27 protein-coding genes and 3 tRNA genes are annotated in these 23859 nt (G+C 58.0%); 14 read left to right on the top strand and 16 right to left on the bottom strand.

What is annotated here, in order from left to right; genetic code table 11:
• Positions 1-27: 27 nt before the first annotated feature.
• Entirely contained in the window at positions 28-375 is a 348-nt protein-coding gene (locus tag D3D01_RS07375; protein ID WP_121511758.1) for a dihydroneopterin aldolase family protein, read from the bottom strand.
• A 74-nt stretch (positions 376-449) separates the two neighbouring features.
• Between D3D01_RS07375 and azf the strand changes: the two genes are divergently transcribed.
• Entirely contained in the window at positions 450-1223 is a 774-nt protein-coding gene (gene azf / locus D3D01_RS07370; protein ID WP_101351098.1) for an NAD-dependent glucose-6-phosphate dehydrogenase Azf, read from the top strand.
• 26 nt (positions 1224-1249) lie between these two features.
• Here azf and D3D01_RS07365 read toward each other — a convergent pair whose 3' ends face one another.
• Entirely contained in the window at positions 1250-1867 is a 618-nt protein-coding gene (locus tag D3D01_RS07365) for a DUF309 domain-containing protein (RefSeq protein WP_121511757.1), read from the bottom strand.
• 339 nt (positions 1868-2206) lie between these two features.
• Positions 2207-2279 (bottom strand) — tRNA-Arg (locus tag D3D01_RS07360).
• A gap of 135 nt (positions 2280-2414) precedes the next feature.
• Between D3D01_RS07360 and D3D01_RS07355 the strand changes: the two genes are divergently transcribed.
• The 4 genes from D3D01_RS07355 (at position 2415) to D3D01_RS07340 (ending at position 6034) form a co-directional block, all read left to right on the top strand.
• Positions 2415-2885: a hypothetical protein gene (locus D3D01_RS07355; protein WP_233560756.1), complete on the top strand. Its 471-nt coding sequence runs from the start codon at positions 2415-2417 to the stop codon at positions 2883-2885.
• Between the two features lie 184 nt (positions 2886-3069).
• Positions 3070-4533 (top strand): single-stranded DNA binding protein, encoded by a 1464-nt coding sequence (locus D3D01_RS07350; protein WP_121511756.1) that lies wholly within the window; start codon positions 3070-3072, stop codon positions 4531-4533.
• Positions 4534-4588: 55 nt separating this feature from the next.
• Positions 4589-5026 carry a histone gene (locus D3D01_RS07345; RefSeq protein ID WP_121511755.1) on the top strand — a complete coding sequence of 146 codons (438 nt, stop codon included), beginning with the start codon at positions 4589-4591 and terminating at the stop codon, positions 5024-5026.
• Entirely contained in the window at positions 5027-6034 is a 1008-nt protein-coding gene (locus D3D01_RS07340) for a histone deacetylase (RefSeq protein ID WP_101351092.1), read from the top strand.
• Here the strand turns inward: D3D01_RS07340 and cca are convergent.
• Positions 6013-7413 carry a CCA tRNA nucleotidyltransferase gene (cca, locus tag D3D01_RS07335; protein ID WP_121511754.1) on the bottom strand — a complete coding sequence of 467 codons (1401 nt, stop codon included), beginning with the start codon at positions 7411-7413 and terminating at the stop codon, positions 6013-6015. The genes D3D01_RS07340 and cca overlap by 22 nt on opposite strands.
• A gap of 95 nt (positions 7414-7508) precedes the next feature.
• Between cca and D3D01_RS07330 the strand changes: the two genes are divergently transcribed.
• The 7 genes from D3D01_RS07330 to D3D01_RS07305 all read left to right on the top strand — a co-directional run bounded on the left by D3D01_RS07330 (position 7509) and on the right by D3D01_RS07305 (position 11753).
• Positions 7509-7581, top strand: a tRNA-Asn gene (locus tag D3D01_RS07330).
• Between the two features lie 181 nt (positions 7582-7762).
• Positions 7763-7837 (top strand) — tRNA-Ile (locus tag D3D01_RS07325).
• Positions 7838-8009: 172 nt separating this feature from the next.
• On the top strand, positions 8010-8240 hold the full coding sequence (locus D3D01_RS07320) for a hypothetical protein (RefSeq protein WP_080505485.1): 231 nt from the start codon (positions 8010-8012) through the stop codon (positions 8238-8240).
• On the top strand, positions 8237-8434 hold the full coding sequence (locus tag D3D01_RS07315) for a sigma factor-like helix-turn-helix DNA-binding protein (protein WP_121511753.1): 198 nt from the start codon (positions 8237-8239) through the stop codon (positions 8432-8434). The genes D3D01_RS07320 and D3D01_RS07315 overlap by 4 nt, the downstream gene beginning before the upstream one ends.
• Complete coding sequence (locus D3D01_RS24000) at positions 8431-8574, top strand: hypothetical protein (protein ID WP_199725376.1); 144 nt, start codon at positions 8431-8433, stop codon at positions 8572-8574. Before D3D01_RS07315 ends, D3D01_RS24000 begins: the two co-directional genes overlap by 4 nt.
• Positions 8575-8576: 2 nt before the next feature.
• On the top strand, positions 8577-10340 hold the full coding sequence (locus D3D01_RS07310; protein ID WP_233563265.1) for a MarR family transcriptional regulator: 1764 nt from the start codon (positions 8577-8579) through the stop codon (positions 10338-10340).
• Positions 10341-10679: 339 nt separating this feature from the next.
• Positions 10680-11753, top strand: coding sequence for a GNAT family N-acetyltransferase (locus D3D01_RS07305; protein ID WP_121511752.1), 1074 nt, complete (start codon positions 10680-10682; stop codon positions 11751-11753).
• Between the two features lie 24 nt (positions 11754-11777).
• Here the strand turns inward: D3D01_RS07305 and D3D01_RS07300 are convergent, their stop codons facing one another.
• The 8 genes from D3D01_RS07300 to D3D01_RS07265 all read right to left on the bottom strand — a co-directional run bounded on the left by D3D01_RS07300 (position 11778) and on the right by D3D01_RS07265 (position 17939).
• Positions 11778-12158, bottom strand: a complete 381-nt coding sequence (locus D3D01_RS07300) for a hypothetical protein (protein WP_121511751.1) — start codon at positions 12156-12158, stop codon at positions 11778-11780.
• Positions 12159-12318: 160 nt separating this feature from the next.
• Complete coding sequence (locus D3D01_RS07295) at positions 12319-13494, bottom strand: hypothetical protein (RefSeq protein ID WP_121511750.1); 1176 nt, start codon at positions 13492-13494, stop codon at positions 12319-12321.
• Positions 13487-14281 (bottom strand): hypothetical protein, encoded by a 795-nt coding sequence (locus D3D01_RS07290; protein ID WP_121511749.1) that lies wholly within the window; start codon positions 14279-14281, stop codon positions 13487-13489. The genes D3D01_RS07295 and D3D01_RS07290 overlap by 8 nt, the downstream gene beginning before the upstream one ends.
• Positions 14278-14829 carry a hypothetical protein gene (locus D3D01_RS07285; protein WP_121511748.1) on the bottom strand — a complete coding sequence of 184 codons (552 nt, stop codon included), beginning with the start codon at positions 14827-14829 and terminating at the stop codon, positions 14278-14280. Before D3D01_RS07285 ends, D3D01_RS07290 begins: the two co-directional genes overlap by 4 nt.
• A gap of 6 nt (positions 14830-14835) precedes the next feature.
• Positions 14836-16671 (bottom strand): hypothetical protein, encoded by a 1836-nt coding sequence (locus D3D01_RS07280; protein WP_121511747.1) that lies wholly within the window; start codon positions 16669-16671, stop codon positions 14836-14838.
• Positions 16668-16898, bottom strand: coding sequence for a hypothetical protein (locus D3D01_RS07275; RefSeq protein ID WP_121511746.1), 231 nt, complete (start codon positions 16896-16898; stop codon positions 16668-16670). The genes D3D01_RS07280 and D3D01_RS07275 overlap by 4 nt, the downstream gene beginning before the upstream one ends.
• 5 nt (positions 16899-16903) lie before the next feature.
• Positions 16904-17335, bottom strand: coding sequence for a hypothetical protein (locus D3D01_RS07270; protein WP_121511745.1), 432 nt, complete (start codon positions 17333-17335; stop codon positions 16904-16906).
• Between the two features lie 118 nt (positions 17336-17453).
• A complete protein-coding gene (locus tag D3D01_RS07265; protein ID WP_121511744.1) occupies positions 17454-17939 on the bottom strand; it encodes a type IV pilin in 486 nt (161 codons plus the stop codon).
• 497 nt (positions 17940-18436) lie between these two features.
• Here D3D01_RS07265 and D3D01_RS07260 point away from each other — a divergent pair, with 497 nt between their 5' ends.
• A complete protein-coding gene (locus D3D01_RS07260) occupies positions 18437-18691 on the top strand; it encodes a hypothetical protein (protein WP_121511743.1) in 255 nt (84 codons plus the stop codon).
• A gap of 69 nt (positions 18692-18760) precedes the next feature.
• Here the strand turns inward: D3D01_RS07260 and D3D01_RS07255 are convergent, their stop codons facing one another.
• Together D3D01_RS07255 and D3D01_RS07245 are read right to left on the bottom strand one after the other, a co-directional pair.
• Positions 18761-20047 carry a hypothetical protein gene (locus D3D01_RS07255; RefSeq protein ID WP_121511742.1) on the bottom strand — a complete coding sequence of 429 codons (1287 nt, stop codon included), beginning with the start codon at positions 20045-20047 and terminating at the stop codon, positions 18761-18763.
• A gap of 881 nt (positions 20048-20928) precedes the next feature.
• The gene (locus D3D01_RS07245) at positions 20929-21255 is read right to left on the bottom strand and encodes a helix-turn-helix transcriptional regulator (protein ID WP_199725375.1); all 327 of its coding nucleotides are present in this window, start codon (positions 21253-21255) and stop codon (positions 20929-20931) included.
• Between the two features lie 441 nt (positions 21256-21696).
• Between D3D01_RS07245 and D3D01_RS07240 the strand changes: the two genes are divergently transcribed.
• Positions 21697-22689 carry a site-specific integrase gene (locus D3D01_RS07240; RefSeq protein WP_121512090.1) on the top strand — a complete coding sequence of 331 codons (993 nt, stop codon included), beginning with the start codon at positions 21697-21699 and terminating at the stop codon, positions 22687-22689.
• 516 nt (positions 22690-23205) lie between these two features.
• On the opposite strand, the gene D3D01_RS07235 is transcribed toward D3D01_RS07240, so the two are convergent.
• Both D3D01_RS07235 and D3D01_RS07230 read right to left on the bottom strand, forming a co-directional pair.
• Positions 23206-23607: a hypothetical protein gene (locus D3D01_RS07235; protein WP_121511739.1), complete on the bottom strand. Its 402-nt coding sequence runs from the start codon at positions 23605-23607 to the stop codon at positions 23206-23208.
• Positions 23600-23859 (bottom strand): DUF6516 family protein (locus tag D3D01_RS07230; RefSeq protein WP_121511738.1); only part of this gene is annotated, 260 nt, incomplete at its 5' end. The genes D3D01_RS07230 and D3D01_RS07235, both read right to left, overlap by 8 nt.

Raw genomic sequence — 23859 nt, 5'->3', positions numbered from 1 at the left:
AGGCGTTCTGGCCGCTCGCTGGCTATTTTACTCTTGCACTGCGTCGACCTGCATCAGCGGGTACCCGTCCTCCATCGCCATGCTGGTCTCGACTGTGACCCCCTCGTATTCGATTCGCATCTCGACGTCGATGAACCGCCCGGTGAGTTCCGTGTAGTCCGCACTCCCCTCGGCGATAGCGTCTTCCAGCGCATCCGCTCGGACGCTGACACTGACCGCCTCACAGAACGGCTGATTCTCGATAGCGTCCTCCATCGCCGCCGCGAGCGAGTCGGCGCTGTCCGGGCTGATCGGTGTCCCTGCGAACTGGTGATACAACGACCCGAACTTGACGCCCGCTTCGAAACACGCCTCTTGCGGAGCTGTGGGTTCCATACAATCGGTCCGGCTGGGCGACACAAAAGCGAACCGCAAGCTACCTATTGCGTGCGACGTATCGTCTCATACGAATGGACGACCCGGTTCTGCTCACCGGCGCTGGCGGCGCTGTCGGGGCGGCCATCCTCGAGGGACTCGAGGACGCCTACGAGTGGAAACTCATGTTCCACAGCCCACCCGCCGAGGAGCCCGATCACGAGTACCTCGTCGGGGACGTGTCCAGCGAGGGCGACGTGGCCGCGGCGATGGACGGCGTCGGCGCTGTCATCCATCTGGCCGGTGACCCCCGGCCAGAAGCCCCCTGGGACTCCGTCCTCGAAAACAACATCGACGGCACCCAGAAGATGTACGAGGCCGCTGTCGATGAAGGCGTCGAGAAGTTCGTCTTCGCATCCTCGAACCACGCCGTCGGCTCCTTCGAAACGGATGAGCGCACGCCAGAGATGTATCGCCCGGACGACCAGTACCGCCTCGACGGGACGGAACTCCCCCGCCCCGGAAACCTCTACGGCGTCTCGAAAGCCACCGGCGAGGTGCTGGGCCGCTACTACCACGACCAGTATGGCCTCTCCGTCTGCAACATCCGCATCGGTAACCTCACGCGCGGCCACCCGCCCATCGACTACGAGCGTGGCCAGGCAATGTGGCTTTCCTACCGGGATTGTGCCCACATCCACGACTGCGCGCTTCAGGCTGACTACGAGTACGAGATCGTCTACGGCATCTCCGACAACGACCGGAAGTACTACTCCATCGAGCGCGCCAAGGAAGCCCTCGGATACGACCCGCAGGACAACTCCGCGCACTTCGACGGCGAGGAACGCGTCGCCGAACCGGAGCCGTAGGCGTCTCCTACCGCCCCGGTCGCACGCTATCCCGAGCCGTCGAACAGCCCACGCACGTCGTCGTCTTTTTGCTGTTCTAGTTCGACATGGTCCCGGAGCCGCTGGTAGACGACGGGCCGCTGGTCGCGCTCGCGCACAAACGAGAACAGCATTCCGGTAAACTGCGAGCCGCCGTCGCTGTCGAGTTCGCTCCGCGCACGGTCGACAGCGGCGTCGATGACCGCCTCATCGTACCGGCCCGCTTCCGCAAGCACCTCGGCGGCGATGGCCGTCGCGCCGAAATCCAGCGCGTCGTAGCCAATCGCTTCGCCGTCGTGTGTCAGTGTCGGCGGGTCCGTCGCCGCGTGGTGGGGGCCAGCCGCCGCCTCGTCGAGGAAGGTCCGCACGTCCGCCAGCGCCACACCGCGGTACGGGTCGGGCAGGCCATTGAGGTACTCCGCCGCGCTCTCGGCCAGCCCGCGCGCGCCTGACCAGTTCTCCTCGCTGGCGTGGTGGACGACCGCGGTGAACTGGATGAGACCGTGCAGGAAGCGTTCATCGTCGCCCGAACCGAGGTCCAGCCAGTACTCCTCCCACGCATCGTGTGCGGCGTGGTAGCGCCCTTCGTTGTACACTGCAATGCCGGCACGGAGATGGTCGCGCACAGGGGTGTGTTCGCCTCGTGGCCGGAAAACCACATCGGCGTTTCGACCAGAGCGGGACGCTGTGGCTTCGGGTTCTGGTGTCGGCAGAAACGGCCCGCAGCACTGACCGCTCGCTACGCCCGCGGTGTTGTACTGTAGAGAAACGTCCGGACGGAGTTCCACGCGAGCACCGCGAGCGTGGAGCACGTCCGGTCGTGAACGCAGTGAACGTCCGGACGGAGATTTGAACTCGCCGAGAAATGCTCGCTTCGCTGCGCGTTCCTCGTCTGCTCAGATCTCCGCGTAGAGTTTCGCCGACACCTGTGACTGCTGTCGCTCGCCGTTGGATGTCGGCAAAAACGTCCGGACGGAGATTTGAACTCCGGTCCCTGGCTCCGCAAGCCAAGAGGATAGTCCACTACCCTATCCGGACTCATATCCAGAGAGGGTGGTGCACCTAAAAAGGGTGACGATTCGTGTGCCGTCACGCGACGTGTCGACACATGTCGCTACAACGCTGGTTTGAGCGACCGGGAAGACCTTTCATTCGGGATACATTATGGCAGGTATGAAACGGCGCACCCTCCTGCGATACGGCGGGCTCAACTGCTCGATAGCGCTTGCCGGCTGCTCTGGCGATGCTCCCGGAAGCGGGGAAACACTCACAGAGAGTCCGAGTGATCCTCCGAGTGTGAACGAAACGACATTCAGCGTTACTAGCCGACAGTCTGGGTCACAGGTGAGTTCGGCAACAGTGACTTTCGACGGGGACCGGGTCGTCGTCGAAGGCACTATCTGGGGCGCTGACGGGTGCAAAACGGCCGACCTGACAGATGCTACGTATGATTCCGGCTCGAATGAACTGAGTATCGGCGTTGGACCGACAGAGATGACAGACGCTGGCGATATGTGTACCCAAGCTATTATGGAAATTGACTACCGGGCTACGGTGACATTTGCGAACGGCCTCCCCGGCACAGTGGTCGTTTCTCACGACACTGGCGACGGCCAGAGTACTGTAACAACAGCAACACGCTAACGGCGACTCGTGTTGCTGTCACTGCGGTGGCAGCTGCTGTCGAGTCAGCCGACAAGGGTTTATATCCTATCCCATGACCACCATCGAACAATGGACGGACGACCACCGAAATCGACCGACAGCGGCCGCTTGCTCGCCCAACGACAACGCTTAAGCGCGCCCCAGCCCAGCGTCCCATAGATAGATGGGTGCGATAGAGGACATTTACGAGGACTTAGAGACGGACGTCCCCGAGGAGGAGTTCCGCGAGGCCGTCGAGGAGAAGGTCGAGCAGATGGGCGGGCTCGCCGACGAGGAGACGGCCGCGATGCTGTTGGCCCACGAGCTTAACGAGAACGAGGTCAACGCCATCGCCGATATCGAACCCGGAATGGACGAGGTCAAATTCCTCGCCAAGGTGATGGCTATCGGCGACCTGAAGACCTTCGAACGCGACGACGAGGACGAAGACGGCCGGGTCATCAACGTTGAGGCCGCCGACGAGAGCGGCAGCGTCAGGCTCGCCTTCTGGGACGGCCAGGCCGTCGATATCGACGAGGGAAAGCTGGAGGTCGGCGACGTACTCCGGGTGAAGGGTCGGCCGAAGGACGGCTACAACGGGCTGGAGGTGTCCGTCGACAAGGCAGAGCCGGACGAGGACGCCACAATCGACGTGGAACCGGGCGCTGGCTCGTCTATCGACGCGCTGACCATGGGGCAGTCCGACGTGACGCTGCGCGGGCTTGTGCTCGATACCGACACGATACGGACCTTTGACCGCGACGACGGCAGCGAGGGCCGCGTCTCGAACCTCACTCTCGGTGACGAGACGGGGCGCATCCGAGTGACGCTGTGGGACGATCGCGCTGACCGTGCCGAGGAACTCGATGCTGGCGCGGCTGTCGAAGTCGTCGACGGCTACGTCCGGGAGCGGGACGGCTCACTCGAACTCCACGTCGGCGACCAGGGGGCCGTCGACGAAGTGGACGACGACGTGACCTTCGAGCCCGACGCCGACCCGATAGCGGAGGTCGAACTTGAGGAGACGGTTGACATCGCTGGCGTCGTCCGCTCGGCCGACCCCAAGCGGACGTTCGACCGCGACGACGGCAGCGAGGGGCAGGTCCGGAACGTCCGCATTCAGGATGCGACAGGTGACATCCGCGTGGCGCTGTGGGGCGACAAGGCGGACAAGGACATCGCGCCGGGCGACGAGGTTCTCGCAGCCGATGTCGAGATTCAGGACGGCTGGCAGGACGACAAGGAAGCGTCGGCGAGCTGGAACTCGACGATTGTCGTGCTCGACGACGGTGCGGACTTGGCGACGGGTGGCGCAGGCGGGGGAGCCAGCGCCGAAACGACCGACGCCGAACACGCCGGTCTGTCAACTTTCGGCGAGGAAGCGGACGATGCTGACGCCAGCAGCAGTGACGAGGCGGCCGCTGTCAGCGCCGACTCCGGCGACACGTCGACGGACGGCGGCGCACAGAGCGCTGGCCAGCAGGTGGAGTTCACCGGCACCGTCGTCCAGACCGGCGACCCGGTCGTGCTCGACGACGGCGAGCAGACGATGAGCGTCGAAACCGGCGAGCGCGTGCAGTTAGGGCAGGAGATAACCGTCCGTGGCGAACTCCGCGATGGCCGCCTCCACGCTGAGGACGTGTTCTGAGTCGGCGAGCGACGCTACGGAAACTCTTAAGACCGCAACACTCCCGGGTTTGGGTATGAGTGTCGAGCTACCGTTCGCACCGGTGGACGCGGTCATTCGGCGGAACGCGGACGGGCTCCGGGTGAGTGCCGACGCTGCGGAGGAACTGGCTCGTCGAATACAGGAGCACGGCGCCTCGTTGGCCGTCACGGCAGCCACGGAGGCCACCACGGACGGTCGAAAGACGCTGATGCCGTCCGACTTCGGTATCGAACAGGTTCCGGAGAAGGACGGTCTCGAACTCCCTGTCGCGCCGGTCGACCGCATCGCTCGGCTCGACATTGCTGACGACTACCGCGTCGCCATGGACGCCCGCGTCGCGCTCGCATCCATCCTCGAAACGTACGCCGACGAAACGGCTGCCGCGGCCGCCACGTTGGCTCGTCACGCTGATCGCCGGACGATCAAGGCAGCTGACGTCGAAACGTACTTCCAACTCGAACAGTACTACTGAATGAACTTCGGTTACCGCGAGGTCTGTCTGGACCACGACACCGGCCCGCGACATCCGGAGAGTCCCGACAGACTTCGAGCGATACGGCGCGCGCTCAAGGAGAATCACGGTGTCGAGTACGTCGCCGCCGATGACGCCGACATCGACCTCGTACGGACGGTCCACGACAGTGATTACATCGCGGAGTTCCGCGAGTTCTGTGACGACGGCGGCGGGAACTGGGACGCCGACACCGTCGCGGTTGAGGAGACGTGGGACGCCGCGCTTGCCTCGGCCGGCCTCGCCGTCTGGGCGGCGGAAGCTGCGCTCGACGGCAACTCCGGTCGTAACACGCCGTTCTCCCTCGGCCGACCGCCTGGCCACCACGCTGTCGGCGACGACGCCATGGGCTTTTGTTTCATCAACAACGCGGCCGTCGCTGCACAGGCCGCCCTCGAAGCCAGCGCCGACCGCGTCGCTATCTTCGACTGGGATGTCCACCACGGGAACGGCACACAGGACATCTTCTACGACCGTTCTGACGTGTTCTACGCCTCGATACACGAGGATGGGCTCTACCCCGGAACCGGCGACATCTCGGAGACCGGCACAGGCGACGCTGACGGCACGAACCTCAACGTAAAGTACAAGCCCGGTGCTGACACCGCCGACTACCTCGCCGCTATCGACGAGTGCATCGCGCCGGCAATCGAGGACTACGACCCCGATCTGTTGCTCATTAGCGCCGGCTTCGACGCACACGAACACGACCCCATCTCACGGATGCGTGTCTCTACGGAGGGGTACGGCGCGATGACCGACCGGATGCGCTCACTCACAGACGCCTGTGACGCCGCGCTGGGAATCATCCTTGAGGGCGGCTACGGCCTTGATACGCTCTCGGACTCGGTCACGACCGTTCACGAGGTCTTTGATGGCTACCAGCCGATGGAACCGGACGACGATGTCAGCGACGACGCCCGCGATGTTCTCGATGACCTCGCCGATCAGGGCTTCGGTGCGAAGTAGATCGACAAATCGACGCCAAAGCCGTCGGCAAGCGTTGCGATGTCTGAGCCGACCAGTACGTCGTACCCATTCTCAAGTGCTGACTCGATCCGCGGCCCCAGCCCAACGTCGTAGACTGCATCGCTCGACAGGAACCCAGTAGCTGTAGTGAACGCCCGGGGTCGCTCGACGACGTAGCGGCTGCCGTCGATGAAGGGCCCGGCGACCTCGTCGTCGCCGTCGTACTTCTCGAAGAACCCGCTCGCGTGCTCGCGGACGTGCACCGGCGGCCCCTCGTGGCGCTCGACAGCCGGCCGCTGGGCGACGGCGAATTCGAGCAGCAAGACGGCGTCCCGTTCCCGGCGCTCGCCGTCCGGCGCTCCCTCCTCACCGCTGTCGCCCTCGACGAACGCGGCTGACCGCAGGACCTCGAACCCGCGTCGGTCGAGTTCGCTGCAGAGCCCGTCGAGAGACTTCCGGAGCTGTGGCCAGAGTTGGTCGTCGACGACATCTGGGGCCGCGAAGCGAAGTGCGACTGGCGTCGTCGCCCGCTGTGACACCACGGCCTTGATGTCTGCTGCTGTGAACGGGTCCGGCTCGGTCTCGGTGAACAGCGACGCCCGCGGCTCGGCGAGGAGGTCCCGGGCGTAGTGCTGGAGTGTGGCAACGTTCGCGGCCGACAGCACCGCCGCGACGTTGCGGTCCGGGTCCGTCGGGTCGATGACCACCAGCGGGTCGTCGAACGCCTCGGTCCCGTGGCTCTCGGGGTCGAGCCGAACCGGCGGGTGCCAGTCCGCGACTGCCTCGACGAACCCTCGGAAGCCGCCGAACTCGAGCACCAGCAGCTCCGTCAGGTAGCCCGAGAACCCGCGCGTCCGGAGGTCGCTCCCGTAGACCCCGATGCCTTTCAGGAACTGCTTTGCCACCCGCACCTCGCCCGCGCTGTCGTCGTCCAGACGCTCTTGCAGATATCTGGTGTGAAACGGCGTCCGGTCCACCGCGGACTGGATTTCGGTGGCGTCCGCGACCGCATAACAGGGCACCAGGTCGATCGCGTATCCCTCGCGTTCGCCGACGACGTAGGGGTGTTCGGCGTACTCCTCGCGGCCCTCGGGTAGCACCGCGTGCCCGACCGTCAGTCCGTACTCCTCTAGCTGCTCGCGGTCGAGCGACGCCGGGAAGCAGACGAACACGTCCACGTCTCGGTCCCCAGCGGTCCACGTCCCCCGTGCTGTCGAGCCGACCTGCACCACTTCCGCTTCGACCGGGAGGTCGGCGATGGCTGCTTCGGCGTCGTCCATCACCGCGTCGGCAACCCGTTGTAACTGCGCTCGTTCGTCGTCAGTGGGCGAGACCCGCGCTCGCACCGCATCGACGACGGCGTCGAACTCATCGCTCATACCGCCGCTTGCACACAAGTGCGTGAAAGCGTGTCGATGCCGACTGGAAACGAAAGCCCTAATTACCAACTCTGGCAATGACTGAATGCGTTCGCGCCGCCGTAGCTCAGTTGGTAGAGCACCTGGTTGTTACCCAGGTTGTCCCAGGTTCGAGCCCTGGCGGTGGCGTCGTTCTTTCACTCACTAACTGACAAGCGCCGGACGGCTGCTGCCGTCGGCGTTTCGGGTTGCTAGACGGTGAACGCACAAGCGATGCATGACTGTCTCTGTATCGGCCTGCGTGCGTCTCCGAACCCCGCTACTCCAACCCGACAGGCTAAAGATGCGGACTCATCAACACCATTCTGAGGGGCCCTTAGCTTAGTCTGGTTAAAGCGATCGGCTCATAACCGATTGAGCGCTGGTTCAAATCCGGCAGGGCCCATCCAGTTTCTGCCCGAAGCGTATCTGTTACGAACCGGCAGCGATAGGTGTGCGAGCGGGCGGAGAACAGCGGAATCGGGGTACGAAGACACCCCCGCTAAATTCTGAGTTCAACAAGCATCTTGTTGGGGGTAGCCGCCGTCTGGCGATTTTGCGATCCGGAGGTGCGGGCGATGAGTAAGGCGTCAGCGCCCACTACGCTGCCCGAGAAGGGCGTGCGGAACCGTTCGCAGTACGCGGACACGCTACACCGCCTCGATCCGGACGCTGACGAGCCAACACCCGCCTGTCCCGAAGCCGATTACCGGAGTGACGCGGACTTCACGGAGGTTCCCATCGCCGCGTATCGGCCGCACTACAAACTCTGTGGGAACCCGGAGTGTTTCGGAGGTGACTGGCGGTGAGCCCCCAGTCTTCTCTTTTCGATTACGAACCGGACCTCTCCCAGCTCACTGACGCCGAACGAGAAGTGTATGAGGCTGTGGGCATGGGCCAGTATGGGCCGCGCGAGTACGCCCGCCAGACTGGCCGCTCGCCCGGTACTGTCGGGAATCTACTCCGTCGAGCCCGCGAGAAAGTGGAGGTGACTTCGGCATGACGGGGTTCGTCCGAGCATCCCGGCTGTACGATGTAGAAGCGGGTGAACCCCTTCAGTTCGACTGGACAAATCACCAACCTCTCGCACAGAGTCAGGCTGAAGTCGAGCAGGCCGTCGCGGAAATCGAGGCCCGGAGGTAGGGATGTCGCGGCACCTCAAGTGCGCCCCTCATGAGGGCGACGTGCGCTTTACGATTGGTGTGCATCCCGATCCCGGCGTCCCAGACTACGGGCTGAAGCCCTACTACGCGATGGACTCACTCATCAAAGAGTGGGGAGACCGCTGGGAGACCGAAGGCAAACCCACGCGGGATATCGAACTCGCAGGTGAGACATGGGCCACCTGTTTCGACTACTCCGAGAGCGGGCTGGACGCTTGGGACAATCCAGAGTTCCAGATCCAGAACGTCCGCGAGTTCCAGTTCTACTTCGTTGCGAAGGATTCGCCCACCTACGAGGGGAAGCGGGCAGATCGGGACAAGCGTGTGAAGGGCGGTACGATCACTGTCCGCCCACGGTGGCCGAATCTCACAGCTGATGGGGAACCTGTCTCTGTGCCCCAGTACGGCGAGCCCTACATCGACGTGCAGGTACAGGCGTCCAACATCCCCCACGAGCGGTATCTGTCGCTCGTGAAGCGCGTGATGGACGCTTACGGGATTGCCGCGCGGTACTTCGACCAGCCACACCCGGACAGCCACATCAACGATCTGGCCTACTACGTCCGGTTGCACCGCGAAGATAGCGGGCCACTGTACGCGCCGGATGGACCGATAGCGCGCTGTCACACACTCATTCAGGGCGACCGGTCGGGGTATCGCAAGCACGTCGAAGACAACACGAAACTGCCGGGCTACTACGTCACCGCCACCGTCCAAGACGAGAAAGCCGACCAGTTGGTCCGTGGGCATGGGCTGGGGAAGGAACTCAAGCACTACTACCCGAACCACCCGGACAACTACGAACCGGATCAGGCCCCGTACCATCCGAAATTCGAGGTGTCCTACCAGACCAGCCGAACCGAGAAGACGGTTCGGTGGGATGACCTCGACGACGCCCGGCGCGAGTTGGAAGAGACGATCTTGAACTGTCTGGATTGGTGTGGGCTGGCGACAAGTGCCGAGAGCAGTGTGTTCGTCGATTTCGATCCGTTCTGGAACATCCGGGATACGACGGAAGCCCGGAAGTTCGTCCAGTGTCCGCTGCCGAAGATCGAAGACGACCAGGAACACCGCGTGATGCAGCTGTGGGGAGACATGACCACTGCCGACCGCGACGTGACGGAACTGCTACTCACCGACGGTGGGAAGGTCTCACCACAGAAGGCAGCCGAGAAGACCGGCTACACGTACCGGACGATTCGGACTGTCATCCAACGGATGGAGGGGCTGATAGAGCACAGCTACGGCGAGATGGAACTATCCTCGAAGAAGATCCAGCAGGAGCTACTGAAGCGGGTTCGTGCAGCGGGCGAGCGGTTCGAGCAGGAGATCGGGAGCGCCACGATGGAGCTGGCCGACGCGGCCGAAGAGCGTTCCCGGTCACGGTGGGCGCGAATCCGCCGTGAGTATGCAATCACGGAAACCGACGCTGACGACTGCCGGAAACTGTTGAAGGTGGGCTACACGCCGACCGACTTCGAGGAAGCACAGAACATCATGCGCGAAATCCAGACGGCCTACACCGAGTGTGTCGAGGAGAACACCTACGGCGTTCACGTCGTCGTTGAGACCGCAGAGACCGGCCGTGAGCGGTTCCGTGACCTCTCGAAAGCCTTCGAGACAGCATACCGCTCCGGCGACTACCTGCGCGAAGCGCGGGCGGCTGAGAAGGGCCGCGAAGGGTTCGACTTCGAGGCATGGCGGGCGGCCGGCTGCCCGCCAGCTGACGAGTGGCACGGCGGGTAGCGCGCCACCTGAATAGAGGCATCACTATCCAACGCACTGATTTTGCGGCAATACTGTGCTCTTCCCTCCGAAAATCGCGCGTCGCGCGGCTGGGTTCGCTCCCGTTGGTCACGTCACCCAGCCGCGCGACCAGGGGGAACCCGGTGCGCAGGCTTCCGGGTTCCCCTTAGTCGTGTGGCTAAGGCCACTTCTCCAAAACACGCCGCTGTATTTTATTTTCGGAAGGTCCCGTCAATACGATGATTACTCTTCTACTTAATTCAGACATTTGAATTTAGAGATTGTTTTAGAAGAGAGCCATCCGTAATGCATATGATATATGCATAAAATAATCGTTGTATGACCTATCCTGATCGAGCATTATCTCATGAAGAAGTGACATCTATCGATAGTGAATCAGAAGAAGCATTCGTTATTCCATATTACTTAATGAATAGACAAGAGAAGTATACCTTCTCATTAATTAGATATTCCGATAGTAGCATCAAATTCGAGTTTTTCAATCCAAAAAGCGGGATCTGGGAAAATCTCCGGTCAATAAATCTTGATGATGCATCAATCGAGACTCAAGTGGATTCATTCTACACTAAAGATCTTCGAATCTTTGGGGAAGTGTCGAGAGAAGTCGAAGACCAGTATGTCGTCTTAGGTCAAAAATTAGAATCATTATACGGTGAACCAATGATTCCATATGATCACCAGAGCGCTAAGACGATGTTTGATCGTATTACTCCACAACAGTGTTCTTGCTCTGATCATTCTATAGACCCAACTCCAACTGTATTTGAAGTCACAAATGGAAAGGACATCCCGATGACTATCTGCGATCAATGTGGTAAGACACAAGAGATAATTGTCGGAAATGATAGAATAGGATACTCAAATTTCTTGAATTCGCAATCAGTTATTGACAGTATAGAACCTCATGACCAATATCACGGTGATACTGGTGAATTTCTACGAGTGAAGCCCTCAGGGAGTGGAATACCTCATTATGTGATTGGGACTTTAATATCTCTGTCAAATGATGAAGTCTCCCCAGCTACAGATTATGATCTCAACGAAGTAGAGGCACTCATTTCAATAACAGATGGGAACATCTCAGGCATCGCAGTCTGGGCTAACGGTACTTTTGACCATCCCATCCTTCGTCAGTTGTATGTATTACCAGAGTTCCGGAGACAGGGAATTGCTACTGAATTGACAGAGATGTGGATCTCAGAAGTTGTTTCTGGTAATACTGCATATGCAGATGACCCAAACCCAGAAAGCCGAAAATTACTCGACAATATTCGAAACAATCCGGAGTTCAAAAACTTTGATCTGATTGAGTTTGTCAGATTCTCCCCAATTGGAATCGAAATGTCGTCCTCTCTTTGGAGTACTCTTAGTAATCAGTCACTTCCTAACTAAAACTTTGAGTTCTTATTCGATCAGCTATTTCATCGAAGAGATTGCTATTTTGGCTTGTTTTGCCGATCTATGATTACCACCTCCGTGCCACATGAGATTGGGTAATCGTGATGAATGACGCATCTCCCATTCCAGTATTTCCACCCCCTTCCCCCGAATCCGATACACACCGAACACATACCATCCGTTCGCGGCTCGTAGCTTCTCGTGGTACTGGTCGTAGAGTTTGAACGTCCCAGGCTGGCCGTCGGCGTGCCGGTGCATCGCGGCCTTGATCTCGACGGGCGTTCCGTCCGGTCGCTTCGCGTCGTGCCAGCTGCACCGATCTAGTTCGAGATCGTACCGTTCGGCGGCTTTGCGCTCGACGAGCGTCCCGTAGTGATTGGCCTTGTGGCTTCGACTCATTCGCGCACCTCGCGTGCGTCATATATAGATACTCCTCCGGGCTGTTCGCGGCCGTTGCCCATGGCTCGCGCGTGCTCGCACCGCGAGCGCACGCCATGGGCCAACAACAGGGCTACGCCGGGGGGTTGGTTGTTGTTGGGTTGGTCGAATCCTGTTGCTGTCATGCGGTTAGCTCCGTCACCTCACCAACTACATTTCGATGCTTGCCATCGTCCTGATACTCGTTCCAGCGCTGACGGACCCATTCGGCGCTGTACGGGACGAAATCGGCAATCTCGTGGTTTGGTCTGTCCGGTTCTGACTCCTTAGCAGTGATGACCGTGTAGATCGCGAGCTTCCGAGAGAGGTCTTCCGGGTCTACCTCGTCACCGTCATCCTCGCCGCTCGACCACGACCACGTAGTCGGTTCCTTGTCGTCATATCGCCAGTCCGTTTCGGGGATACCGGACACGGAGAAGATCGGGTTGACACCCTTTCGGTTTCGTACATCCTCGTAGAATGTGGCTTCTTTCAGCCCTTCCTTGTGGACACAGACACCGAGTTCCCGAACGAGCGGGTGGACGTCCCGGCCGTCGTGGCCGATGATGATGAGTGATCCACCGTACTTCCGGATCTTGTAGGTGAGCGGTCCGAGTTTCGTTTTCGTGTCGTAGCCGTCTTTCCCGCTTCCGCCGGCGTTACTGCTGGCTTCGTCGAAGATGAATAGCTTCGGGACCTGCTCGTTGTGCATCGGATCGCCGTCCTGTTTCAGCCACTCGTTCAACTCGCCGTAGTTGGCGAGCCAGCCGTCACGCCGGTCCCCGTCTTGATCGGTCCACTCGTCGGTTTCTTCGAGCGTCCGGATGTTCGAGGCGACCAGTGCGTCCGAGGGCTGTTGTTCCTTCCAGAGCTGTCCGAGTAGACAGGCGAAGTTCGACTTTCCAGTGCCGGGTTCGGCCCATTCGTAGAACATCGGTGCGGGGCCGGTCATCTGTGCCCGGAGCTGGTCGATGGCTTTGATTCCCGAGATATCGGCCCGCTGGCCGGCGTCTCCGGTGAAGTGCTTGAGCGACTGCATATCACCGTTCGCCATGGCTTGCCGGGCTGTCTCGGTCCCTTCGATACGGACGATTTCCCGAACGTGAGAGAGGTCTTTGGCCTGTCCCGGCATCTTCTCCGGGCGGTCACACTCCTGCGGGTCGTAGTGAGTTTCGAGGATCGAGAGATAGCGCGATAGTTTCTCATCACGGACGATTCCGGCGTGTTGGTGTACCTCGTCGGGATCGCGCTGGCCGTAGCCGTCCTGATACTCGCGGAACTGTGCGGGCGTGTAGAGGTCATTACCGTCGTCAGTCATCGTTTAGTCGTGGGTCCTGTGGTTGCTCACTGGTCGGTTCCTCTTGCCCATAGCCCACAGCGGCGTCCGCCGTAGGGTCTGGAGCGTCGGTGAGGTCGTGGATGGTGGGTGCGTCTTCGGGATTCTCGCCGTCTTCGATGAGGTCACCGAAGGTCTCCTTGGCCGCTGTCTTCTGGATCATCTGGCCGCGCTCGTTGGCTTCGGCGTCGGCAGTGACGAGCTTCTTTTGCAGCTCAACACTGCCGCGACTCCATCGGCCGCGGATCGCGGCGAGTTCCTCGGCGCGGTCGATGAGCCAGCCGTGAATGTCCTGCATCTGCTTCTTGCTGGTCATTAGCTGGGTGTCCTGACAGCCCTCCAGCCAGACGCCCTCAACGCGGAGCTGGCCGATGTCTTCCAGATACTCGTACTCGCGGACGGCCCACGCGCTGCCACCGTTGACAGGATATGGGTCCGGGCCGTCGATCTCTTTCTCACGCCAGAGTTCCGGCGGGACGTAGTACTTCTCGGTGGTGTCCTCAACGGCGTTGACGTGATGGACTTCGACCCAGTTCCGGCGACGGAGCCAGCGGGCGATCTTCGCACCGACAAGATAGCAGGGGATCGCCAGCACGAGCCAGCCGACGGCGATGGCGGGAATCCACGTCGGCAGGGTCGGCAGCTGTGGCTGGTAGTAGGCGAACAGCACGGCCGCACCGACGAGCATCCCGCCGATGAGTAGCTTGTACTCGGCAAGCAGGTAGACAAGCCGGTCGCGGTTGTTCTGGAAGGTCGGTGCGGGCTTCATGCTACCTCCGGACGGCCATTCTCGCCGCGGATAACGTTGTAGCCGGCGATGATCATCCAGATGAACGCGACAGTTGCCCCGGCGAGCCATGCCTGCAACGACGAGAGCGCACGGAGGATATCGAGCCCACCACCGGAGGGCTGCTGAACGATTTCGGCGTACAGTGGCGTGTTCGCCGTGGAAATGGCGACACCGACGTAGCCGTCCTTCTCAGTGACGGGAATCTCGACAGTGGCGGTGTCGTCCGAGCGCATAGCGACCGTACGGACGGGAATCTTCCCGCCTTTCTGGAAGCGGCCGGCGTCGGAGATCGTCACCGTTTGTACCGCGCTCGACCGGAGGGTGATGCGAGCGATACCTTCGTCCGGTAGATACTCCGAGCCGATAATTTCGGTCTGTCCGTCGATACGGGTGGTTTCGGTTGCGTTGGCTATGGGCTGTGGGCCGGGTGTTTCAGCGGGGAGGTTGCCCGCGGACTGTGCGGCGGTCGGAGCGCTGACGCAGCCGAGGCTGACCACGAGCAGCGCGACGAAGAAAATGGAACGCATGGGTGGTTAGTCCTGAAGCACGGCGATACCGAGCAGGGTGCCGACCACGGCCAGCGCGACGACGGGTGGGACACTGCCGCCACCGAGCAGGCCACCACCGGCAGATTGTCGTAGGGCCTTCTCGCGGGCCTCTATCTGTGCGCGTCTGTAAGCGAGGTCCTCGTACTGCTGTCTCAGTTCGGTGACGTTCGTAGTCTTGTACTGGGTTTTCTGGATGGTGACGTTCTGGACGTTCTCACCGCTTGTGGTGGTGATTTTCTCGATGGTGAACGTCCCGTCTAACTCGACGATGCGGTCACTGGTGACGACGTACTGTGTGCCACCGATGTTGGACGTGTTGTAGGTCGTTCCGTTCTCGAACTGGCCGCTAGCGGGGTTTTCTTGAGAGAACAGCACGCCCTCGTACTGTGTCCCCGAGCCGGTGGTGATGTTGAAGCTCCCGATCTGGTCGAAGTTCTTCGGGGAGTTCGTCCCAAGTAGAGTGAGCTGTGCGGCGGTCCAACCCTGGAAGTCCTCACCCACGGACTGCTGGTTTGCCAGCACGTAGGGATCAACGAGGTCGGTATTGTTGATTTCGCCTTTCTGATAGGCGCTGTAGGTGTTTTCTGCCAGCGTGTCCATATCGGTTTTCACAGTCTGCGCTTGACTGTTGATGGCGGTCCACTGGCTCGCCCATTTGCTGTACTTGAGGTACGTGAGGGTACTGTCTTCACTGGTAGGCGGCTGGATAGCTAACCGTCGCAGGTCGTGGTATTTCGTACTTTCAGGGTTGTTACTGCTGTATGCCACGTCCTGATACTCGCCGGTTACCGGGCTGACGTTGAAGTACTGCCCTCCGCCCTCATTGCCGTCGGCCCAAATGTGAATCCGAAGCTCGTTGTAGGATGCTGAACTGCCGTTTAGCAGCGTAGTTGAGGCCTGTTGCTCGTAGTTTTTGACCTGTACGTTTTGATCAGTGGCTTCCACATCACTACCGTCGTGTTCCTGCGGTTGGCCGACGTACTTGATGCTCGCACCCTCGGAGACGGCGGTGGAGTTGAGGTACTTCGCGTGAGAGGTGCTTTGGCTCCACGCATTGAGCAGGTTCACTTGTTTAACAGCGTAGTAGTCCTCTACTGCGTTTTTCGCCTCAGTCTTCGCCGCTGCTTTGCTACTGCCGTTGTTCAGGGCCTTGATATAGGCGTTTTTGCCGATGATACGGGCCTGAGTCTTTGTATCCTGCAAGTAGTTATCAACGGTTGTCTGAAGGTGTTCGTTGCTTGCCTTCTGGTTCTGACCAGATTGATAAACGTCAGTTTTGATCTGCTGCAGGTCAGTACCGGAGGTGTCGACGGTTGTAGAATCTGGTAGGCCGGTCCGGTCCAGTTGCACAACCTGGGGCATAACGGACTCCCCGATCTGCTCGCTCAGGTCGTAGGTGAATCCGGGATCTCCACCCGTGTCCCCGAGGAACTTGCCGTCATCGCCCGGTGTCCACGCGGCGGTTGGTCCGCCCTTGCTGAATGACACTGGTCCACCAGCACCCTCTACCTTCACCGTGAAGGACTCATACGCACCTGCGTTTCGGAAGTGTGCGCTGTTCTGCGAGCCGCTGACGGTCTTTTTCAGAATCGCCGTGTTGTTGCCAGCGGGCGACTCGTCGGTAAGCACGGTGATGGTCGTTTCTGACGACACATCGAAGAGGTCGATCTTGACCTTGTGCGGGCCTGTCTCGAAGGTTTTCGTCACTGGTCCGGAGTCGGTAGCTGTTTCGGTTGACTGTGCCAGTGCGGGACCGACAGCCCCGACGACGGCGGAACAGACGATGAGCGCGGCGAGCAGGACCGAACGAGCGCGGGTCATTGCTCGCGTCCCCCGTTGGTTTCGACCTGCTCGACGCTGGCGCGAACCTCTTGATCGTCAGCGCCGGCGGCGGTGTCCTTCTGCTGTGCGTGGTGCGCGGCGATAACGCCGCCGGCGACGACGGCGGGACTGACGACGGGAAGCGGGGAGCCGATGACAGCCGCGGCAATTGTGGACCCAGAGATGCCGATGACGCCTATAAGGCCATAGCTGAGTATGCGGTCCATCGGATTCACCCCAGGTAGCTGATGACGTAGTAGCCGGCAGCCTCGACGCCAACGACGACAAGGCCGATAGCGGCCGACCCAACCACAATATCCTGCGCGCCGAGGATGTTTAGCCCGGTGAACAGGACGATGACGAGCGTCCCAAGCGCGAGGTAGGTTTCGACAGTGGCCGAGCCCTTGGCGATATCCACGAGGTCGGTGTCGAGCTGGTAGTTCTTGTTGCGGCTCTCGTTGACGCGGTTGGTGGCGTATGCCATCGCCAGGGCGGCGAGCGACAGCAGAAACGCGAGGTCGATGCTCGTGCCCTGGACGGTGAACACGGACGCGGCGAGGTCGTAGCCAAGCAGGCTGATTGAAGCGATACCGTTGGTGACGAACGCACTGGCGGTGAAAATCACACCAGCCAGAGCGTCTTCGATGTCTATCTTTCCGAACATAGGCTTCTCATCCGCTCAATCGCGGATGAACGATAGGCTGGGGCGGTTCGGTAAAAGCCAGGTAGTGACTGTTAGATGTCTCTATTTCATCTTATAAAAAACGAGAATAAAGGAGCAGTTATGCGTCAGGTCCGCTGTCCTGTGCCAGCGTAGCAGAGGTATCGCCCTCAACTGGTTCGTAGACTACTCTGATCTCGTAATCAGAGGAGACTTCTACGTCAACTTTCTGACCTGCAGAAATCTCGGAGCCGCTAGCATGGTTGCTATTTGTACCATCCCAAGGTCCGGCACCACCTCTGATAATATATGAAGATGATGCATCATTGGTAGTAATAATACCACTCCCGCGAATATACAGTTCTTGAGCTTCTATTGAGTCGCCGCCATCGTGAGTGACTGTCACGTACCCCTCACCATCAGTACTACCTTCGGTATACTCAAATGAGAAACTGGCCTGCGGGGTTGCTTGCTGAGCTTGGTCACCGAGACCAAGAACGAACGATGCGATGACAGCCGCAAGAATGACCGTGATTGCGACCATCAGAATGACACCGATAACCGGGGAGACGGCGTCATCATCTTGGAATAGCTGTTTTAGATCCATTGCAAGTGTCCAAAATCAAGATACTATATTAAAACCAATTTACTGTTAGTTTAACATTTCGACGTTCAAGCTTGACTTGAGACCGGGATAGACTGAATTGAAAGTGTGCGTCAAGGGGGGTCTGGATCTGACCCCCTGGTTTGGAAACCAGTATTACCCTTTTGATTTCAGCGGGAACCAACCCGCAAATGGCTGTTCGGCGCATTTTCTAATATTAATTCCGGTTCTGAAATACTACAAGGTAGACTTGAACTCAATATTAACACTACACAATCCGATTTTCATTGAACCCCATGGGGTTGCAGCTCGAAGATTGCACTCGACTCGATATGCACACGAGCGGGAACTGTCCGTGTGCATACTCGCAACCAATCAGGTAGGACCGTCGGCGTGATCGTGCCGCGATGGGCATGGGCCGTAGCGGTCTTTATCAGTAATCGGGCTTCGAGTTTGTCGAGAATACCTGTCTTTTGACCTCGTGTTCACGAGCGGGCTGTATGCGAATCCGCGAAGATGGTAAGCACGCGCATCGTACGGACAACATTGAGCAGGCCGCAGAGTTCTGGGACTGCAACAAGACGAAGGCACTCATGCGGTCTGCTGAATTCTCTTGGCGAATCGACGAGCGAATTCGAGGGGTCCTTGCTCGGGACGATTTGACCGTCCAACAGAAACGAGAAATCGCTGAGATGTTACATGTGCCCGGTACGTACGAGATCGAGATTGAGGAGACTGTCGTCGTCAAGAAGTAAACGGCGTTAATTGTTCTCCAAGGTGTAGTGAGAAGATTCCTGAAACAACGCGAGGGAGAGGTTTGATTCTCAGAGAATCAAGTCATCACCGGTGAGAACATCGTGGATATCTTCGGGTTCTATCTCGCCGGTCCGGTACTTACTAAGGAGATGGTAGAGATTGGGAGTCAATAAAACGTGAAAATCACGTTTTTCCAGAAATTTGCGGAGGTGCGGCGGTAAATACTCATCAGGATTTCTATCGCTGGGCTGGGTTCTTCGATCCGGATTCACCACCAGTAACCCCGTATAATCGTGTTCCTGATCTTCCAACTCAAGATTATCAACCCATGTAGAGAGTTGTCTACATTTGTCGTCGCGTATTCCACCTGTTGTCCCAGTTATTTCCATGACAAATCGTTTGTCGTTGAGGAGAATCATTCCGTCACGACCGTGGGGTTGTTCGCCTTCTACCTCAAAACCGAACTCGCTGAAAACCTCTGGTACCAACTGCTCTAAGATATTCTCGTTACCCCATAGCAACGCTTTGTATCGGTCAAACTCCTGTAAGTCTTCGTTCTTTTCCTCGATCTTTTGTTCTATTTCGTTCTTTTGATCACGCAGCTCCCCAAGCTCCGAAACTGTTTCATCCTCTCCTGGCAACGATTTTTCGTCAACCCACTCCGGAGAATCCTTAGTTTTAATTCGAGTGTCCAGATCGGTAAATTCGTCGAGTATCTCCTTTATCAACTCATTACTGTCCCAGTTCTTGATCACAGGTATGTAAGAAATTTCTCCGGGAAGGTGTTCTGTCTTGTTCTGTCGAGGCGATCTTGTTTCTTTGATCTGTTTGAAGAGCACCTTGCAGGCTAAGAATTCGTATGCTGCATTTTCCGCTAATCCTTGATATTCATAGATGAATTCTTTGTCACCATACTCGCATATGTCAGATTCTCCGCTTATATGCATTTTCCAGTCGAACTGACTGTCGAAGTACCATCTCCATTGTGAAGGTATGGAGTCTTGGTTCAGAGAAGAACCAGACTCAGAGATCAAATAAAAGTTGTTGGGAAAGTGGTTGCTGATGTTAATTTCGATGTGATTGTTCCTTGGTATTGGGTCACGTTCGGGGAGCAAGACTATGACTTTGCTTCCGGTTGCCACTGCCCGAAATAGATCATATTTTCCTGGCGTGACGATTTCATTAAAGACCTCTGAGATTGTGGAGTCACCTACCCGCTGGTCAAGTGAGTAATAGTCGAGAAAGATCCAATCGTAGTCTTTCACATTATATTCTTCGTTCCAGTTTACTGACTTCGTTGCCACCCCAACGTCAGTCCCTATACATAGTACTCGGAGATCATTTTCAGAGCTCATCTAACAGGTAATGAGTGAAGCGTGGATACGTGATAAAACCCCAGAACCAGATACCTCTATTCTAACTCTGTTGGAATTCTTCGTAGGTGTCTGGTTTTGACTCGGTTACGGCCAGGGCGGGGGGTTAGTAGCATTCTGACGATTGTGTCAATAGGTATACCCGTCTACGAATGTGCTTAACCAAAGTGTTAAATAAAATTACATAGTATGTTATATGATGGCATGACCTGTACAATTCAGTCTGACACCCATGCCGCAACGGTAGCTCAAGCACTTTCTCAGGAAGAATGGATGGACAATCAAGACGTAAAAGAAGTATTAGGCTGGGGGCCTGATGCTTCCGCTTCTAGTGTTCTGAGCGATATGTACCTCCGACGATGTCCCGATTGTGTTGAACGTAGAGAAACATCACGCCGGAATACTGGAGACTCAGAATTTGAATATCGACTTACACAGGAAGTAATATTAATTTGACGAGGTCGAGTTGAATAATCTACACACTTACCGTGGAGCCAGTCATTTCATCTACGCAAAAATAGTACTACTAGATGTGTATCGTTTTCTCGTTGCCTATCCTTTCAGAACTTTTTTCGCCGACGGCCACGGCTGATTACTGGCATCTAATCGACCTTCCAGATACCGCAGCCCATACCCCGTGATATCGTAATTCTGGAACTGACGGCTCAGGGGTTCTATCATCTGTGCGTACGTGAGCATCCGGCAGCGTTCACGCACACGGCCTACAGAGGCACGAAGCGATACTTTCTGGGCAATGTATCGAGGTGATGACCAACCTTCGGCTTTCAGTATTTCGAGAATCCGTTCATCTAACGGGACCATCCATTTTGCGGGCTTGCGTGACATGATTCAGGGCAACGTCGTCAGCTGTTGATTCCGGGACCGTCAGCCGCATCAGCACCATTTTCTCCGTCGGAAGATCCGCCACCGTCGATGTAGCGTTCTCTTTCAGCGTCGTATTTTTCTTCGAGATATGCTTCTCCTTCGTCAGTGAGGACATAAACTCCATTTCCGAGAGGACGGAGGAGATCGTGTTCGCCAAGCTTCTGGAGACGGCGAGAAACCGTGGACTGGGCAATATGGATTTCATCTCGCTTTGCGAGCTCCGTTGAGGTTCCTGATTCCTCCTCGCGGATTATTTCCAGTATCCGGTCATCCCAGATAGTCATCCAAGATCCTGACTGACGCATTCAATTCCCACAAGAGTATAGACTATCTTATTTCTCACTAACAATTCAAATAAGGGCCACCAATGCATTTATGCATAACCGGCCTGTTTGTGGATATGCGAAGCACCCGATTCGGTCGAAGATGACTCTCCTTGGTTCGTGACGAACGGGCGGTCTGGTACACCGCCCGAAAAGGTGGCTTCGCGCTCTGTAGACCATGAGCGAATCCACCATTACGGGGCTACAGCCCCGCACGAACACCGAAGCATCGCAATCGAATAGTTCTGACGACGGCAGTTGCGCCACCTGTCGAGCTGACGCTGACGGGATTGATGCACGGACCCTCAAGCCGATCTGTTCAGGCTGTGCGACTCGTCGCTTTGATCACGGGCGGTCAGTGCGCGGAGGTGAGCAGGTGTGAGTAACGATCTCCAACCACTGAAACCGGGCCGCGCCGTCGATATGTATCTCAAAGCCCGACAGGACGAACTGACCGAATCAACGATCCAGTCACAAGAGTATCGGTTAGAAGCTTTCGAGCAGTTCTGCCGCGAGGAGGGTATTGAAAATCTGAACGACCTTTCGGGCCGGGACCTGTACGCCTATCGCGTCTGGCGGCGTGAAGGAAACGGGAAGGGCCGCGACGAGATCGAGCCCATAACCCTCCGCGGGCAGCTGGCCACGGTCCGTTCGTTCCTCCGATTCGCTGCCGAAGTAGATGCAGTTCCCGAGGATCTTCGGACGAAGGTCCCGCTGCCGACCATCAGCAACGCTGGTGAGGTGAGTGCGTCGACGCTCGACCCCGAGCGCGCCGATGTAATTCTCGACTACCTCCAGATGTACAAGTACGCATCAAGGGTCCACGTCATCGCCCTGTTGTTGTGGCACACCGGAGCCCGCATGGGTGCGATTCGTGGGCTAGATATCGATGACTGCGAACTCGAACAGGACAATCCGGGCATCCAGTTTGTCCATCGCCCACAGACCGATACGCCGTTGAAGAACGGGGAGAAGGGTCAGCGCTGGAACGCTATCAGTGACCACGTTGCCAACGTTTTGCAGGACTACATCGACGGGCCGCGTGAGCCGGTTTTCGACGAACATGGGCGTCGGCCGCTCGTTACGACTTCTCAGGGTCGTGCTTCCACGTCGACGTTCCGGACGACGATGTACAGGGTTACCCGGCCATGCTGGCGGGGAGCGGAATGCCCGCATGACCGCGATCCGGAGGAGTGTGAAGCCACGTCGAATAGGAAGGCTTCGACGTGTCCATCCGCTCGGTCACCACACGACGTTCGGAGTGGCAGGGTCACCGCGTATCGGCGTGAGGATGTCCCGCGCCGTGTGGTGTCGGACCGACTGAACGCGAGCGACCAGATTCTCGACAAGCACTACGACCGCCGTGGCGAGCGTGAGAAGTCTGAACAGCGCCGCGATTACCTCCCTGAGGTGTAACAATGACTCACCGACTTACTTTTAGTAACCGCATGACGGAACCGCGAAACCGGCAGGGCCCATCCAGAGTCTGCACGATTGTGAGCCAATGGATTTGGCACAGAGGTGGTTTCTAACCCCCTTTTTTGATTTCAGCGTCTGATTTAGCTGATTGGGGCACAAGTGACCCAACCAGCGCCTGGTTGGGGGGTGCTGCCGTCTTGCCTTCTGGAATAGTCGAGGAAGAGTCGGTTGGTAATCTATGACCGATTGATGGGCACGCTATCATTTCCAGTGAAGCGTTTCATAAGGAGTCGGGAACACACAACTGATGAACGCCTATACCTGAGAGCTACTAGCAGTGAGTCCAGAAATCACCGTAGCCCGACAACATCCGAGAACTACTAGTAGGTGTTTGGTGAGTGTGGCGACACCCTGAGCTGTTTATGATGTTCTAACCCTGATTACAGTGGTTTCAGAATTTACTTGATCAAGATTAGCGAGATAATCACGACCAATTCCCAAGACAACAAGAGATCAGGGGGCTGCAGTGGCCCCGTCTCCGGGGTCGTGAGCAAGCGGCGATACGACGAGGTCGTTGTAGGGGAATACTGGCTTCTTTGCCCGTCCGACTGCCTCGAAGCTGATGACGCCAAGCGCTTCCAGTGTGGTCAATTCTTCGTGGACGTTCTTTTTGTCACGGCCGACAAGTCGTGCTGTCTCGCGAATGCTCTCTGGTTGTTCGTCTCTAATCACGCGCAAGAGTGTGTACGTCCGTTCGTTGAACACGTCGGTCAGCTGACTCTCGTTCGGGAACCGAACAGTGGCCGGCCGGTCGAGGTGTTCTCCCTTTTTGAGTGTCTGAATAGCTTCAAGGCCCTCTTCGTACGGATTGGTCTCGTCGTCGACCGTGACCACGAGTACGTTCTGTTCAGTCATGGGTATCACCGTTGTCGTTGGATGGACCGAAGCGTGGCTTCGGGATCTCGTCCCAGAACCGTTCGTAGAGTACCTCGATGCCGGGGAACTCTACGAAATCGGGTTCCGGGTCGGGAGCGATGTGCAATTCGTGGCCTTTCGTATCCTCGTGTGAGTTATCGTAGCGACGGATCGTTCCGTCGTCGAGCGTCTCGGAACCGGCGGTCAATGCTCCGTAGTGAAGCGTGTACCGCCACCCCGACGGATAGGCGT

The sequence above is a fragment of the Haloarcula sp. Atlit-7R genome (assembly GCF_003666065.1).
In the GTDB taxonomy this organism is placed as follows: domain Archaea; phylum Halobacteriota; class Halobacteria; order Halobacteriales; family Haloarculaceae; genus Haloarcula; species Haloarcula taiwanensis.
This window is presented reverse-complemented; position numbering and strand designations above follow the sequence as displayed.